The sequence below is a fragment of the uncultured Sunxiuqinia sp. genome (genome assembly GCF_963974515.1).
Classification (GTDB): Bacteria; Bacteroidota; Bacteroidia; order Bacteroidales; family Prolixibacteraceae; genus Sunxiuqinia.
In genome coordinates this window covers 1-15,154 of record NZ_CAXBDD010000026.1, presented here as the reverse complement: position 1 = coordinate 15,154, position 15,154 = coordinate 1, and the positions used below count along the sequence as shown (strand labels likewise).

The following is a 15,154-nucleotide window of genomic DNA, read 5'->3' as shown; positions in this document are numbered from 1 at the left end:
GTTCTATGAAAATAGTTTTTCCAATTTTATATTACTATATTTGTAGTAGAGAATTTAAAATGGAATGTGATGAATCTGATGCAACTGACAAAAGCCGAAGAACAAGTGATGCATTTTGTATGGAAACGAAATGAAACAGTGGTCAAAGATGTGGTCGAACAGTTTGACGAGCCCAAACCGGCTTACACCACGGTAGCCACAGTCCTCTCGGTATTGGAAAAGAAAGGTTTTGTCAATCGGAGGAAGATTGGCAATACCAACCTGTTCTCGCCGGCGGTAAGCAAAAAGGACTACACCAAGTTTCAATTTACGTCGCTGTTGAAAAACTATTTCAATGGGTCATTCCCCAAAATGGCCACCTTTTTTGCCAAAGAAAACAACCTCAGTATCGATGAACTGGAAGAGATGCTGAAAATTACGGAAAGTGAGCTCGACAAACCGGATAACAAGCTTTAAACCATGGAAACGCTGTTTACTTTTTTGATGCATGCTTCGTTGGGAATCATTCTTTTTTATGCGGTCTATTGGATATTTCTGCGTCATGAGACCTTTTACCCGGCCAACCGGTGGTATCTTTTAGCAGCCTTGACTTTGGCAGTATGCCTTCCGCTTTTTCCGCTTCGGTATGCGGTTTTGGTCGAAACTGCCAATGACAGCAACATGTTTCAAGCTTTGGCTGACACATTCAAAAATGTACAGGTTAATCCCGAAGTCGCAGCCACTTCCAATCCTGTTGGATGGGCGCAGATCGTATTGATTGCGTATTTTACAGGAGCGTTGCTGTTTTTAGTCCGGCTACTCATTCAAACGGTTATCCTGGTCGTTTTAGTTTTCAAGAACGGTATTCAATTGCGCGAAGGACATCGACTGGTGGAGAATGATAAATACGGACTGCCGTTTTCTTTTCTCCATCTTATTTTTATCAACCCGAAATTTCATACACAGGCTGACCTGCCGGAAATTCTGGCTCACGAACAAGTGCACATTCGTGAGAATCATTGGTTCGACCTGCTTTTCATAGAACTGTTAACAGTCATCTTTTGGTTCAACCCATTTATTTGGTTCTTTGAACGATCAATTAAACAAAACCATGAGTACCTGGCCGACCGGGGTGTGCTTAAGCAAGGACACAACGTGGGCCGGTACCAGGCGATTCTTTTAAACCAGTTAATGGGCATGCAGATTATTGGAATGACAAATAATTTGAATTTCGCCCTTAACACAAACCGATTAAAAATGATGACAAAACAAAAAACACCTAAGATTAAGAAGTACAAATTGATGTGGGCGCTGCCGATTGTGGCTTTACTGCTGTTAGCTTTTGCCAGGCCGGATTACCGGAGCAAAGAACAGTTGACAGACAAAGAAATAAAATTGTATGGATTTGATGCGATGAAAGTAGACCAGGACAAAGTCATTTCGGGCATTGTGATTGACGAAAATGGGGATCCTCTGCCCGGCACATCGATTGTGATTAAGGGAACCACAACCGGAACAGTTGCTGATCAGGAAGGTAAATTTGAGTTGGAAGTTCCGGAGGGAATCGAGTTTGCGTTGGTGGCCTCGTTTGTGGGTTATCAAACCAAAGTAAACGAAGTGACTATAGATGAAGAAGATTATGCGGCAACTTATAAATTTGTGATGGAGAAAGCGTTGTTTGGCATTGATCTTAGCGAGGAGCTCGCACCCCCTCCACCTCCACCACCTGCTCCTTCGACAAGCAGCGATGAATCGAAAGAAGTTTTTTTTATCGTTGAAGAACTGCCTCACTATCCTGAAGGCGCATACGGATTAAGAAAGTATGTCAAAGGAAAACAGGCTGAGTTAAAGGATAATTCGTTGTTCGACGGGGAGAAACTGGCAGGCAAAGCGACCATTGGTTTTACAGTGAATGCTGAAGGCAAAGTGACTAATGTGCAAGTGTTGCAAAAATCAACAGAAGCTGCCGCGAAAGCCGGGACAGCCATTGTTGCCGGCATGAAAGATTGGTTGCCCGGAAAACAGCGGGGAAAAGCAGTTCCGGTGAATTATGCCATTGAGCTGGATTTTTAGCTGCAAAAAATACGATCTGGAAAAAGGGTGCTTGTTCAGGCATCCTTTTTTTGTCGAAAATGTGCTCCAAATTTAATCCTGATAAACCGATTTACGATCAATTTTTCCATTTGGCGTACGCGGAAGTTGCGGCAAAAACCTAATTTGCCGAGGGCGTTCAAACTTGTCGAGGTGATTATGAATAGCTGTTTGTAACCTTGTAGTTGATGCACGGCTTTGACTTCCTTCAACAATCAAAATCAATTGCTGGCCAAGTGTTTCATGAGGAAGCCACGATATCATAAACGGCTGCCTGATGTGAGGCTCCAATTTTCTTTCCAGCTGCTCCGGCGAGAATTTGATTCCCCCGGAAATAATTACGTTGTCGGCACGCCCAAGGATTTGAAACGTTTTTTTATCCCGGAGTTCAGCCAGATCGTTGGTCTGAAGCGGCTTTTCCAAACCAGGCATTTTTATCCGTAGGCAGCCTTCTTCCGAAAGCTCCACCTCAATGTTTTCAAGGCAGTGGTAGAACTCGCTCGCATCGGCTCCGTTTAGTTTTCGCAGCGCGATGTGGGTGGCAGTCTCCGTCATCGCATAACTCGAATAGCAGGCGGTTTGACGGCTTTGCAGATTCTCTTCCAACGATGCTGGTACTGCGGAGCCCCCAATGAGCAGAAATTTCAAATTCCAATCCGCCGGTTGGCGGACAAAGGTCAATAATTTTTGGACTTGGTTGGGAACCATCGCCGCAAATTTGAACGGTTCTTTCTGCAGAAACGAAAAATCAGTCGAGGGATCGACCACGTGCACGTTCAGGTTTCCAATCAAGGCCCGAACCACCGTTAATTTTCCGGCTATGTATCTTGTCGGCAAACAGTGAAGTACCTGATCGTTTTCCTCCAAGTTGAAAAAGCGAATGGTCCGGAGGGCACTGGCTGCCACAAATGCCTTATTCAGTCGAATAACTTTTGGTGTTCCGGTGCTCCCGGAAGTTTGCACTTCAATAAAGTCCTTGTCGTTGTACCATTCCGCTAAAAAATCGAGCAAGGATTTTTCCCAATCGCTTGATCCTGATGTTTTCCGAAGCAAGGTTTCGATTCGGATTGGTGTGCCGTTTAGGGTTATATGTGTCGGATGAAGTTCCAATTTTTAAATTGAATTTTCTGGATTGCGATTGACCAGATCTTCAGGAAAAGCAAACCGTTTTTCCCTATTGAACCACAATTTTTCGCCACGGATTTCCAATGGCGAGTCGAAATTGTTGGTGAAAAGCTGGCCGGTTCCTAATCCCTGGTGTGTCGGAACATTTTTTGTAAACGCCCATTGCGCAATGGCATTTAGCCCGATGTTTGATTCCAGGTAAGAAGTGATCCACCAGCCAATCTTACGGCTGTTTGCCAGTTCAATCCATTCGTCACAGCCTGAAAGACCACCGTGTAAGCTGGGCTTCAGAATGAGAAACTGCGGACGGATCATCTCTAAAAGTTGCTCTTTTTCTATTCTTTTGGTGATTCCGATCAGTTCTTCGTCCAGTGCGATTGGTAGTGGCGTTTGGCGGCAAAGTCTTGCCATCGCGTCAAGTTGACCGGGCGAGATCGGTTGCTCAATGGAGTGGATATCCAGCTTGGCGAGCTGTCGTAATTTTTCCAAGGCTTCATCCGCACCAAAAGCCCCGTTGGCGTCAACCCGAAGGATGATTTCATCAGCCGTGTATTTTTCACGAATAGCCTGCAAAAGTTCCCATTCTTTTTCAAAATTGATGGCGCCAATTTTTAGTTTGAGGCAGCGGTAGCCGGCTTCCAACTTTTCATCAATCTGACTTTTCATGAACTCTGGATTTCCCATCCAAATCAACCCGTTAATTGGGATTCCGCTTTCTCCTTCGGTAAACTCGGACGAAAATAAATGTTGTTTTCCGCCGCTTTGGAGATCCAACCAAGCCGTTTCCAGTCCAAACTGAACCGAAGGAATTTGTTGTAGTCGCGGCCAATCATCCACGAATGATTTCGGGTTGGCACAAATTTCTGTTAGAAGCTGTTCTACTTGCCTGGGAGTTTCCTTACTTAGCCCCGGAAGAGGTGCACATTCGCCTATACCCGTACGTCCATTTTTAGTCAAAAATAAAAACCAAACGGGGCGACTACTGTACACGCCGCGCGATGTTCCGGCCGGCCGCTTGAACTGGAGCTCGTATTTTTGAAAACGGGCTTTCATGAAATCGCAAGAATTAATCCCAAACAGAATAACAAAGTAAAGGCCAGGGTTGAAAGTGACAAGCGTTTCAGAAATGGATCGAGCGAGCGGGCATCTTTTGTTTTGCCGATTTTTTTCAGGTCAACCAGAAAAAGCGGAAGCGCTAGCATGAACAACCATTGCCAGCCCGATTCCTGTTGGTGAAAGGTGAAAAGTACGGTGGAAAGCCAGCCCCACAAGATCATCGCGGTATGATAAATCCGGCTGTTACGTGCACCTATTCGCACCGGGAGGGTAATCTTTCCGGACTGCTGGTCATTTTCAATGTCACGCATGTTGTTGAGGTTAAGCACACCGGTGCTGAAGAATCCCAGGCTGATGGCTGGCAGAATAATAGCCGTTTCCCAATAGTTGGCATTCAAATAGAAGACGCCAATGACCGGCAACAAGCCAAAAAACAGGAAAACTGCTAAATCGCCAAGGCCAACATAGCCGTAGGATTTCTTTCCCGCGGTATAAAAGAATGCAGCCAACAGCGACAAAATTCCGAGCGCCACAAAAGCAAAAAAGGCCGCGTGCGAAAAATGCCACGTCCCGGCATATACCAGCCAAATGCCAAAAATAAAGCTCAAACCACCAACGACGGTCATTCCCTTTTTCATTTCCGAGTGGCTGATTTCGCCGCTCTGCATGGTACGGGTTGGGCCAAGCCGAAATTCATTATCGGTGCCCTTTTGGCTGTCTCCATAGTCGTTTGCAAAATTGGAAAAGACTTGGATCAGGGTTGCCGTGATGACCGCCAAAACGCTCACAAGCGGGTCAAGCGCCCCGTAAAACCATGCCAGTCCGCATCCCATAATAATACCCGATAAGGCCAACGGGAGGGTACGTGGCCGGGCTGCTTTAATCCAACTTTTTGTTGTTGCCATATCGTTTGCTTTAACCACTAAGTGCTCAAAGACCGCACAAAGGTCACTAAGAATTTTAATGAAGTCGATCGTACAAAATTGTAAGTTACAACTTTGTACGAATGTAAAAAGCTTGTTTTACGGGAACTTTGGATATTTCTTAAAATCCGGCTTCCGTTTTTCGAGGAAAGCATGTTTTCCTTCTTGAGCTTCTTCAGTTAAATAATAAAGCAAGGTGGCATTTCCTGCAAACTCCTGAATTCCGATTTGGCCGTCCAGTTCGGCGTTCAATCCCAATTTGAGCATGCGAAGTGCCAGTGGGCTGTGTTCCTGCATTTTTTGCGCCCAGGCAACGGTTTCATCCTCCAGTTGATCGAATGGCACCACTTTGTTGACCAAACCCATTTCCAGGGCCTCGGCGGCCGAATATTGCCGGCACATAAACCAGATTTCGCGGGCTTTCTTTTGCCCTACAATGCTGGCCAAATAGGATGAACCCAGCCCGGCATCGAAGCTGCCCACCTTGGGGCCGGTTTGTCCGAAGATGGCATTTTCGCTGGCAATACTGATGTCGCAGACCACATGTAACACGTGCCCGCCGCCAATGGCAAATCCATTGACCATGGCAATCACCGGCTTGGGCATGCTGCGAATTTGTTTTTGCACTTCCAAAATGTTGAGGCGCGGAATACCATCTTTGTCGATGTAGCCGCCTTTGCCTTTTACGGTCTGGTCTCCGCCGGCGCAAAAAGCCTTGTCACCGGCACCCGTCAGCACCACCACGTTGATATCCTGATGCTCGCGACAAATGCGCAGGGCTTCGCTGATTTCGTTTACTGTAGTTGGACGAAAAGCGTTGCGGTAGCGCTCGCGATTGATCGTGATTTTTCCAATTCCGTCGAAATAGTCGAAGAAAATGTCTTCGTATTCTTTAATGGTCTCCCAGTTTCGTGTTGTGCTCATCGTATTATGTTTTTATTTGATTTGACCTGTTTAAACAGCTCCCGAAATACCTTGGTGTTTATATCGGCGTCGGTAAAAACTTCCATAACTGCCGCTTTCTGTTGTTTGGGTGAGTAAAAATCAGTTAAGGCTGATTCAAGCTCTTCTTTATTCTCAGCTTTAAAATAGTCTAGTTCAAAAGCCCGCGCCAGCACTTCGGCTTTAAATTTATTTTCGGTAAAAAAGTGTTCGTGAAAAGCGGGTGATTCACTTGGTCCCTTGATCAGGCTAAAAATATTGCCGCCCCGGTTGTTGATGACAATAATGCGCAGATTGTTGCCAATGTATTTGCACCACAAGGCGTTGGAGTCGTAAAAAAACGACAGGTCACCCAGGATGATGGTGTTGAGCTTTTCCGATTCGGAAGCAAAGCCCACGGCTGTTGAAAGGCAGCCATCAATGCCGGCGGTACCCCTGTTGCCGAAGTAATGCGTGTTGCTCACCGGGTCACAAATCAGTGCATATCTGACCGGGGAGCTGTTTCCCAAATGCACGACCGAGTTTTGTGGCAGCACTTTTCGGCTGGCATCAAAAACCGTTAAATCTGAAAAATCTGCTTGCTCAATAAAATGATCGCGCTGTTGGGTTACTTCTTTCTCTTTGTCTTTCCAGCGTTTGAGGTAGGTTTTTTCTTTTGTTTCCAGCAGGGGTGTCAGTTGTTCGAAGAAGTCACTGGCATCCTGCGTAATCACTTTGTTTAGCGATCGGTAGGTATCGAAATGTCTGCCCGGCAAACTCAGGTGCCAGTGATGGGCCGGTTTCTGTTTCCGCAGAAATTGTTTGAGCGATTTGGAAACAAACTGCCCTCCAAAGCTGATCAGCAGATCGGGTTGAAACTCCTCCATTCGATCTTCGAGCAGGGCAGCCATCAGCGTGTCAATGTTGCCGCAAAAGTCAGGATCGTTCAGGTTGGCCAGGTGTTCTTTTAAAATCACGGCCCCTGTTTTCTCAGCTAACTCACTCAGCTGATTTTCCAATCCCGGGTTCGGGATTTGCTGACCCGCCAGGACCAATACTTTTTTTGCTTCGTTGAATACAGAAGCCAGTTGCTGCAATTCCAGCTCAGCTAAAGTGATCTGGTTTTGTGTGGCTTGAATGACTTTTACGGCTGGCAGTCTTTCATTCAGCAAATCATGCAGAGGTTCCTCCAGCGGAATATTGATGTGAACCGGCGCCGGAGTGCCGGTAACAGCCAAGTTCAGGCATTCATTAATTTCGCGGGCGGCAAACCACAATTCTTTTTCTGATTCACCTAAGGGCAGGCTGATTTCCTTTTGAACGAAATTCCGGTAAATACTTTCCTGCCGGATACACTGACTTTCCGCTTGGTCAATCCAGTAATCGGGCCGATCAGCGGTCAGCACAATCAGCGGGATATTGAGGTAAAATGCTTCGGCTACTGCCGGTGCATAGTTCAAAGTGGCCGTTCCTGAGCTGCAGACGATGGCTACCGGTTTTTGTTTGGCTTGGGCTAGCCCAAGGGCAAAGTAGGCTGCACTGCGCTCGTCGACAACACTACGGCAATTGAACAACCCGCTGCCGGCAAATGTGTGGGTGAGCGGGCCATTGCGCGATCCCGGGGAAATGACGATATCGTCAATTCCTTTGGTCAGTAGCAAACTGGCCAGTTGCTGAATTTGTTTTTTTGTTGAAATCATGTTGTTTGAACAGCTTCAATGGCAGATAACAAGGTGCCTGCTTTTTTGTTGGTTTCTTCCCATTCCTCTTCAGGTACCGACCGGGCTGTAATGCCTCCGCCTGAATAAAGAATGTATTGGTCGGGCATGATTTCCATGCAGCGTAAATTTACAAATAATCTGACGCAATCGTTCAGTCGCCAGGGGCCCAAATACCCGGTGTAATATCGGCGGTCGTGCGGCTCTATTTTAGCAATGAATTTGGCTGCTTTCGACTTGGGATATCCGCAAACAGCGGGTGTTGGGTGCAATTCGGCAAGAAAGTCGCCGAGTTTGTGAGCCAGCTTTTTTGCCGAGAACCTGAAACTGGTCATCAGATGAGCCACTTTGCCACTTTCAAGCGTTTCGGGTCCCTGGGTGGTGTAGGGGTGAATATTGAAGCGGTAAAAAACATCGAGCAGGTAGCGCGATACAAAAGCCTGCTCTTCAATGTCTTTGGTGTGCCAGCTGTAGTCCGAGTCGCCCCGGCGCGTTTGGGTGCCGGCCAGCGAAACGGTTTCAAGCATTTTCCCTTCCGATTTTAGCAATACTTCGGGGGTTGCGCCCATCCACAAGCCTGCTTTGGGTAAATTAACCAGGTACACAAAAGCGTTTGGCGTTTGCTGAAACAGTTGCAGGTAGAGTTGTCCGATGGATTCAGACCTTCGTTCGCACGGGATCAACCGGGACACAATGACTTTCGAGAGCTTCGTCGTTTTAATCTCAGCAATGGTATTTTCAATGTCGTCTAAATAGACTTTCTTATCAATGATCTGGTGCTGGTGTTCGAAGGGCTCATCGGTTTGGTTATCGTCGATTTGGTTCAGGTCAATGCCTAAAATTTCAGTGATTCCTTTTTTTACGATTCCCGGTTTAAGCAGCACCAACGGTGTTTGCGCACTGATTTGGTAAGGAGCAAAAACAAAGCCCTCTTGTCCGTTGAGTTTATTGAATTGAGCGGGATAAATCAAGTCCTTCTTGTCGGTAAGCAGCAGCTCCGGCGTTTGGCTTCCTGGCATGGACCATACCGCGAACGAACAATTTTTTTCGATCAGCTTATCCAGAAATAAGGCAAGGGTTTTAGTTTCTGTCATTCCGTTTCACAATCATATTGGTCACCCGGATTGTTGAAATCAGGCGGCCTTCTTCATTTCTAACATCAACATTCCAAATGTGCGTCTGGTTTCCGCGATGCAGAATTTTTGCGACAGCCCAGGCTTTTCCACTCTTTAACACACCGGTGTGGCTGCCGTTGACCTGAATTCCCAGAACATCGAATTCATTCAGATCGACCATCAGCATGCTGCCAAGCCCGGCGAGGCTCTCTGCCAATGCCAAATTGGAACCACCATGCAAGATTCCATCTGGGCGGCAATTTTTTTTCGACAACTCCATGCTCCCTTCGACCGTTCCGTCATCAATTTTTGTGATTTCGATTCCGAGGCTTCCGATCAACCCGGTTTGTGTGGCTTGATTAATTAGTTCAAGCGGAGTGTTGATATTCAGTAAACTATAATCCATAACCGTGTATTCAAAATGAGCCTCTAAAATAAGGTTTAGTTTCGAATAAAAACAGGCCATTTCCTCATGAAGAGAACAGATCGATTTTGTAATGTTCCTGAACGCTTTTACCTCAGCATATTAAAGTGAATCGGGGATCAACTGCAATTCATTGAAAGCTGAAATTTTTCGCTAACGGTAGACTTTTTTCAGGCGAAGCCCGCTAATGGACAAATCTTCGGGCGGATTATCGTTTCCGTTGGTCAAATAGAACAGCTTCGACTCGTGTTTTTGGAGGGTTATGGTGATTTGGCTCAGGTTTCCCAATCCCGTACTTTCTCCCAATTTCCATTCATAAACCCAGTTGTTGTTTTCCTCGTTGATTTCAGAAAAAACAAATGTTTCAGTCACTGTTTGCTCTGTATCATTCAAAATAAGCAATCCCCAAGCCCGGGGCGATCGGTATCGTCGAAGTACCACTTTGCACAGATGGTCTGTTCCCCACTGCGGAAGCGTTGCACTTTGAGGTCGTTCCTGCGGCATCAGCAACCGCCAGAAGTCCAGCTGTTCCTCGGTCAGATTAGAAAACCGGTCCGAAGTACTCACCACGCCTCCCATGATGCCGATCCAATTGGCCAGGCTGGTTTTCTCGGTCGCAGTCAGTTGGCAATTTTCGTCGCGCAGCGAAATCACATCCAGGTCGTTTTGCCAGAATACATTGTTGAAATATTGGGTGTTGTAGCTTTCCTGTAACATGTTGCCAACAGTTTGTTCGGTCCATTGGCAATTGATGCTGTTGGCAACGCGCATGGCATCGACATAGCCAATCATATGCGCATAAGGTGCAGTTCCGGTAATCCAGAAACTTCCAGCGCCAATTTCTTCACGGATAATGTTAAGCACCTCCGTAAATATTTGAACCGATGATTTTGTCTTGTCATATCGCTCAATGCCCACGTTGGGTTTCAAGCCCCAATCCATAAAGTCGGTTTTGTAGAAGGTAAAACCCATTTTCCGATAGGCTCGGAAGACCTTTTCAATGTATCGCTGTACATCGGGGTGACTTCCATCCAGAGCGTAATGTTTTCCCTCCGGAAATTCCCACTCTAAAATGGGCTCTCCATTCAAATCACGGATCAGCCAGTTTTTATGCCGTTTAAAAATTTTGCTTTCCTCACTAACCATGAAGGGTGCTACCCAAACACCGGCCCGGTACTGGCGCTGGAAGATATCGCGTGCAGCAGGTTCCAGCCCTTTGGGCCAGTTCTCAGTGTAGTCCAGCCAGTCACCATGAACGCAATAGCCATCATTGATCAGGATGGTATCAAGCATGATTGGCGGGTCGATAGTGTCCAGGGTGGTCAACAGTTCGGTCAGCTTGTCATGGCTGAAGTCGTGTTCAAATTCATTGAAAGAATCCCAATGGTAACTGGTTTTTGTATCTTTCCGGGCACCCATCTGTTCCGAAATGTTCCAGGCCAGGTGTTGAAGCGTTTCGTAGGGTTTGTTCCCGAAAAAGATATAAATATCAGGTAGCTTGATGAAGTCATCTTTTAGTGGAATATTCTCCGTTACGAAGCCGGTTTCAAACAGAACCTGCTCAACATCGGGGTAACGATCCGATAGTCCCCGGCGGTGAGGACGGTTGTACAGCGTGCTTTTTTGAATAAAATCGCTGTGTTCGTAAGTTCCAATAGCCAGAGTTTCATGTTCGGCTGATATGAGGCCGGTTACCAGGTAGGAATCGTATGACCAAGCTTGTTCGCCGGGTTTATTGCCGAACTCCTGAGGCGATGGTTCTTGAAATTCATATAGTCCGGATGGACCTCCAAAACCTTGCCCTTGTTTGAAGTATTGTTTTACTCCGTTGATAACGGCTTCGCCTAGCGGACAAAACCAGTAGGGAGCCCGCGACATGCCACTGAGCTCAGCTCCGATGGAAATGGAGCCTGAGTTTATTTTGAGGTCCAGCATCACAAATCCGCGGTCGAGCTCATAAATAATGCGTTTTCCTTTTGGCGAATCGCCCATGAAAGTGTTGCGCACAAAAATGCTTTGTCCGTCAATGGTGGGGCGACAGTTTTTTAGGTGCATGCTTCCGGCAATCAAGTCAAATGTGCCATCGTTATGGAGAATCCACTGGGGTTTTCCTATTTTAAATCGGTTGCGATTAACCGTGCTTGTTTCCTCAAGTGCGCTTGAGTAATAGGGGAGGGTTAATAATGAGCCAATTCCAGCACCTACCAATTTTAGAAAATTTCTTCTTTCAATGGCCTTCTTGGTCATAGACGTAGTTATTGATTCGTTAGATTGGGCGTAAATTTAACAACTTTTAACAGTAATTCTACAAATTGCGTTAAAACTTCAACTGTTGTTAATATATCTGAATATGAAAGCGTTAATGCAAAATATGTTGTATAAAACATGGTGAAATATTCAATCAAGATGTTTTAGTCTTCAGTTAAAGCGTTTGTTGAATCATTTTGTTGTGAGTTTCAAAGATTTTTTTTGCGAATGTAAAGAAACCATTAAGTCTTGGAAGTGTTATTTAGAATGTTTTCAAATAAGTAAAAGAAAAAGATATTTTTGTCCGATATAAATAAGCCACAGAGGTTTGTTTTTTTAGTTGAAGAAGGAGAGAGAGCATATGAAGAATTTATTTTGCCCCATTTCAAGCGAACGGATTAATGAACAGGTGCCAAGGATTACAGCTATGTTGGTTATTGTCATGGTGATTGTCGCTTTTGCGTTGGACTCGTTGATAGCTATGGCTTTTGTTGCGGCCGACTTTTTTATCCGTGGCTTCACCAAAATGAAATTTAGTCCGCTGAGTTTTGTGGCCTATTGGATCACCCAAGTGCTAAACTTGCCGGCCAGGCCTATTGATAAGGCGCCTAAGATTTTTGCAGCGCGAATGGGATTCGTGATGTCGCTGGCTTTTGCGGTTTTATTTGCCGCTCAGATTGGCACTGCATCGGCCGTAATTGCCGGAATATTGGTGTTTTTCGCAGGCCTCGAATTTGCTTTTGCTTTTTGTGCGGGCTGTTCCATCTACAGTTACTTGGTGCTCCCATTCTATAAAAATTAGTATTCAACCCAACATTGAATAGTTTTATCTCAGGAACCGGCTTTGGCCGGTTTTTTTATGTCTAATTTTTCGCGTATCGTCAGAATTTCAGGTGCTGTTTTACAATCGATCCGCGCATTTAATTTTCCTGTTTTCGTGTTCCCAGGGAAACAGAAACCTATTATTCCACCCTTTTGTCCAATATTTGTTAAATAACATTAAACTGAACGGAGTATTATGATGCTTTCATCTAAATGTCATAAATTAGTTCAAAATTGAATTTTTGTAAACCATCATCAACCTTTAAAACACTTTTTAATGAAACGAATTTTCCTCCTGGCCTTTTCCATGGTCATGGGTGTTTTTACTTTCGCCCAAACTGTTGTCGAGAATCCCAAAACCGGGATGAGCACTGCTTCCAATGTGCAGCTTCAGAAAATAGAGTTGCTCTCCGATGCCACGACGCTGTGGTTTCACGTTACCTATACTCCTGGTCAGTGGATTAGTATTCCGAAAATGACCTATATTCAACCGGTTGGTTCCAACGAGAAGCTGTTTATTGTTTCAGCCGAGGGCATTTCAATCGATGAACGGTTCACGGTCCCGGGATCAGGCGAGGTGAGCTACAAGCTGGTGTTCCCTAAAATTGATGCAGCTGTTGCCAAGCTCGACTATGGAGAGGCCAACGAAGGCGGCACCTGGTTTATTTATGACATCCAGTTAAAGCCCGAATTGTTTCAATCCGTTCTTCCCGAGAAACTGAGTGGGAGCTGGTTTCGGCACGACAATGCGCAATGGGAAATTAGCTTGTTTGACTCGGTTGCCATTTACAACAGCCAGGTGTGGAGGTATGGTTCCTATTCAGAAAAAGATGGAATAGCTAAAATTGAGCTGAAAAGTGAGGCAAAGAAACTGGATATTTATACGCAACTGATCAACGACTCTGTTTGCATGATTGGTGAATCGCCTTCGGCAATGGCGGCTTACGCAAACCAGCCGGATGAATCGGCCATTCCGGCCGATGATGACTTGTTTGAATCATCCGTATTTACAGTGGATACGGTCACTTATCGTGGTTTCATTCGGAACTTTAGCCCGAGATATTCGCAGCGCACAGGGATGGTTTATGTGAATAATGCGATTGTGGGCGATCAGATCACGCACTTAATCAGGATTGCTGATGACGGCAGTTTCGAGACGAAATTCCCAAATTCCAACTCGCAGAATGTCCTGGTTCGCTTACCATTTTTTTATGGCACTGTTTTTCTCGAGCCTGGAAAAACAACTTTTCAGCTTTTTGACAATAGCAACTCGAAAAACTCGGTATTGTTTATGGGTGATTGTGCCCGGATAAATACTGATTTGTTCCAACTGAAGGATATTCGGAGTTTTAATTATCAGGAAATGCAGGAGAAAATACTGGATTTTTCACCCGAACAATACAAAGCCTGGTGCGAGGAACTAAAACAGCGCGATTACGCTGAGATGGCAAATTACAAGCAAAAATATCCATTGAGTGCAAAAGCAAAACAGGTGAAAAGTCTGGAGTTTGAATATCGGAATGCTGAAAGACTTTTGAGCTATACGATGCAGAAGGTTTCAGCATGGAGGCAGAAAAACAAGATCCCAAGAGACCAAAGGGAAATTGATTTTAAACCCGAAAAGCCGGATAGTAGCTACTACGATTTTTTAACGGATGATTTTGCAAATAATCCGCTGGCGGTGATGACCGGGGAGTACTATTTTTTCATCAATCGGCTGATGTATGCAGATATTTTAAGGGAGGATGGATCAAAAACTGCTTTCACCACGCTCGACATTATTGAGGAATTGAGGAAGACGGGGTATCAGCCCACTGCCGATGAGGAAAAGATTGCCCTGCTACAGGAAGAGGTCAACTCCTCAGAGTTTAAAAAGCTTCAAGAAGAGTTTCAAGAAAAGTATGGCGTACAAGCCCAAGCTTTCCAGGAAAATCATGAGGACACGCTGAAGCACTTTCATCAGGAGAATCGAGGCAAACCAGTAACGCCTGAGATGATGGAAGCCTATTTCGCAGAACAACATATTGAGCTAACGGAGGAGGATCAGGCCTATCTTGCTGCATTGAAAGCCTTCAACAAACAACCACTGATTGCCAAAGTGTACCAACTTCAATCGGAAATTGGCGGTTCAGTGCGCACGTTTCATGATGAGCACCGGGCTTTTGTCAATGAACTCTTCACAAAAAGAAGGATTGAAACCCGAAATAAGCAGATCCAAAACGTTTTGGGAATTCAACCTGGCTTAGCTACCGATATCATGCTTTCCCAGGACTATTGTCGCCCGATCGTTTCAGAAATGACGCCCGTTTCCGATGAAAAATTGACGGATATGCAGGCGCGAATCACCACGCCGTTCATTGCCCGATATATTGGTTTGATGAATGACGCCACGAAGGTAAAAATTAAAGAGAATAAGAAGCTGGCAGTTGCACAGATCAATGATGTTCCTAAAAATGACGGTGACGACATTTTTGAGTCCATCATGAAAAAGTACAAAGGGAAAGTGGTTTATGTTGATTTTTGGGCAACCTGGTGTGGTCCTTGTCGGTCGGGTATCGAACGAATTAAGCCGCTGAAAGAGGAGCTTAAAGATGAAAATGTGGCTTTTGTTTATATCACCAATCAAAGCTCACCAAAAGGAACGTACGATAACATGATTCCGAGTATCAGTGGCGAACATTACCGGGTGTCGGAAGACGAATGGAATATCTTGAGCGACAAATTCAAAATCTC

The 15,154-nt window shown here is 45.4% G+C and carries 12 protein-coding genes; 4 read left to right on the top strand and 8 right to left on the bottom strand.

The features are described from left to right. The first annotated feature begins 69 nt into the window (after positions 1–69). On the top strand, positions 70–456 hold the full coding sequence (locus AAC033_RS08235; protein ID WP_339736927.1) for a BlaI/MecI/CopY family transcriptional regulator: 387 nt from the start codon (positions 70–72) through the stop codon (positions 454–456). Between the two features lie 3 nt (positions 457–459). Beyond that, a complete protein-coding gene (locus AAC033_RS08230; protein WP_339736925.1) occupies positions 460–2,052 on the top strand; it encodes a carboxypeptidase-like regulatory domain-containing protein in 1,593 nt (530 codons plus the stop codon). Positions 2,053–2,124: 72 nt separating this feature from the next. On the opposite strand, the gene AAC033_RS08225 is transcribed toward AAC033_RS08230, so the two are convergent. The 8 genes from AAC033_RS08225 to AAC033_RS08190 all read right to left on the bottom strand — a co-directional run bounded on the left by AAC033_RS08225 (position 2,125) and on the right by AAC033_RS08190 (position 11,599). Next, the gene (locus AAC033_RS08225; RefSeq protein WP_339736923.1) at positions 2,125–3,180 is read right to left on the bottom strand and encodes an AMP-binding protein; all 1,056 of its coding nucleotides are present in this window, start codon (positions 3,178–3,180) and stop codon (positions 2,125–2,127) included. 3 nt (positions 3,181–3,183) lie between these two features. Further along, entirely contained in the window at positions 3,184–4,248 is a 1,065-nt protein-coding gene (gene menC / locus AAC033_RS08220) for an o-succinylbenzoate synthase (RefSeq protein ID WP_339736921.1), read from the bottom strand. Next, complete coding sequence (locus tag AAC033_RS08215) at positions 4,245–5,156, bottom strand: 1,4-dihydroxy-2-naphthoate polyprenyltransferase (RefSeq protein WP_339736920.1); 912 nt, start codon at positions 5,154–5,156, stop codon at positions 4,245–4,247. The genes menC and AAC033_RS08215 overlap by 4 nt, the downstream gene beginning before the upstream one ends. Positions 5,157–5,273: 117 nt before the next feature. Next, positions 5,274–6,098, bottom strand: a complete 825-nt coding sequence (menB, locus tag AAC033_RS08210) for a 1,4-dihydroxy-2-naphthoyl-CoA synthase (protein ID WP_339736919.1) — start codon at positions 6,096–6,098, stop codon at positions 5,274–5,276. Continuing rightward, a complete protein-coding gene (gene menD / locus AAC033_RS08205) occupies positions 6,095–7,795 on the bottom strand; it encodes a 2-succinyl-5-enolpyruvyl-6-hydroxy-3-cyclohexene-1-carboxylic-acid synthase (RefSeq protein ID WP_339736918.1) in 1,701 nt (566 codons plus the stop codon). Before menD ends, menB begins: the two co-directional genes overlap by 4 nt. Then, a complete protein-coding gene (locus tag AAC033_RS08200; protein WP_339736917.1) occupies positions 7,792–8,907 on the bottom strand; it encodes a chorismate-binding protein in 1,116 nt (371 codons plus the stop codon). Before AAC033_RS08200 ends, menD begins: the two co-directional genes overlap by 4 nt. Next, positions 8,894–9,334, bottom strand: a complete 441-nt coding sequence (locus tag AAC033_RS08195; RefSeq protein WP_339736916.1) for a PaaI family thioesterase — start codon at positions 9,332–9,334, stop codon at positions 8,894–8,896. The genes AAC033_RS08200 and AAC033_RS08195 overlap by 14 nt, the downstream gene beginning before the upstream one ends. A gap of 171 nt (positions 9,335–9,505) precedes the next feature. Beyond that, positions 9,506–11,599, bottom strand: a complete 2,094-nt coding sequence (locus AAC033_RS08190; protein ID WP_339736914.1) for an alpha-galactosidase — start codon at positions 11,597–11,599, stop codon at positions 9,506–9,508. 361 nt (positions 11,600–11,960) lie between these two features. On the opposite strand from AAC033_RS08190, the gene AAC033_RS08185 reads away from it, so the two are divergent. Both AAC033_RS08185 and AAC033_RS08180 read left to right on the top strand, forming a co-directional pair. Then, entirely contained in the window at positions 11,961–12,401 is a 441-nt protein-coding gene (locus AAC033_RS08185) for a DUF4395 domain-containing protein (RefSeq protein ID WP_339736912.1), read from the top strand. 297 nt (positions 12,402–12,698) lie between these two features. After that, on the top strand, positions 12,699–15,154 hold a 2,456-nt coding region (locus AAC033_RS08180; RefSeq protein ID WP_339736910.1), incomplete at its 3' end, for a TlpA disulfide reductase family protein.

Coding starts and splice junctions, on each gene's coding strand:
- AAC033_RS08235 (WP_339736927.1), top strand. CDS start 70: ATGAATCTGATGCAACTGACAAAAGCCGAAGAACAAGTGATGCATTTT.
- AAC033_RS08230 (WP_339736925.1), top strand. CDS start 460: ATGGAAACGCTGTTTACTTTTTTGATGCATGCTTCGTTGGGAATCATT.
- menC (WP_339736921.1), bottom strand. CDS start 4,248: ATGAAAGCCCGTTTTCAAAAATACGAGCTCCAGTTCAAGCGGCCGGCC.
- AAC033_RS08215 (WP_339736920.1), bottom strand. CDS start 5,156: ATGGCAACAACAAAAAGTTGGATTAAAGCAGCCCGGCCACGTACCCTC.
- menB (WP_339736919.1), bottom strand. CDS start 6,098: ATGAGCACAACACGAAACTGGGAGACCATTAAAGAATACGAAGACATT.
- menD (WP_339736918.1), bottom strand. CDS start 7,795: ATGATTTCAACAAAAAAACAAATTCAGCAACTGGCCAGTTTGCTACTG.
- AAC033_RS08200 (WP_339736917.1), bottom strand. CDS start 8,907: ATGACAGAAACTAAAACCCTTGCCTTATTTCTGGATAAGCTGATCGAA.
- AAC033_RS08195 (WP_339736916.1), bottom strand. CDS start 9,334: ATGGATTATAGTTTACTGAATATCAACACTCCGCTTGAACTAATTAAT.
- AAC033_RS08190 (WP_339736914.1), bottom strand. CDS start 11,599: ATGACCAAGAAGGCCATTGAAAGAAGAAATTTTCTAAAATTGGTAGGT.
- AAC033_RS08185 (WP_339736912.1), top strand. CDS start 11,961: ATGAAGAATTTATTTTGCCCCATTTCAAGCGAACGGATTAATGAACAG.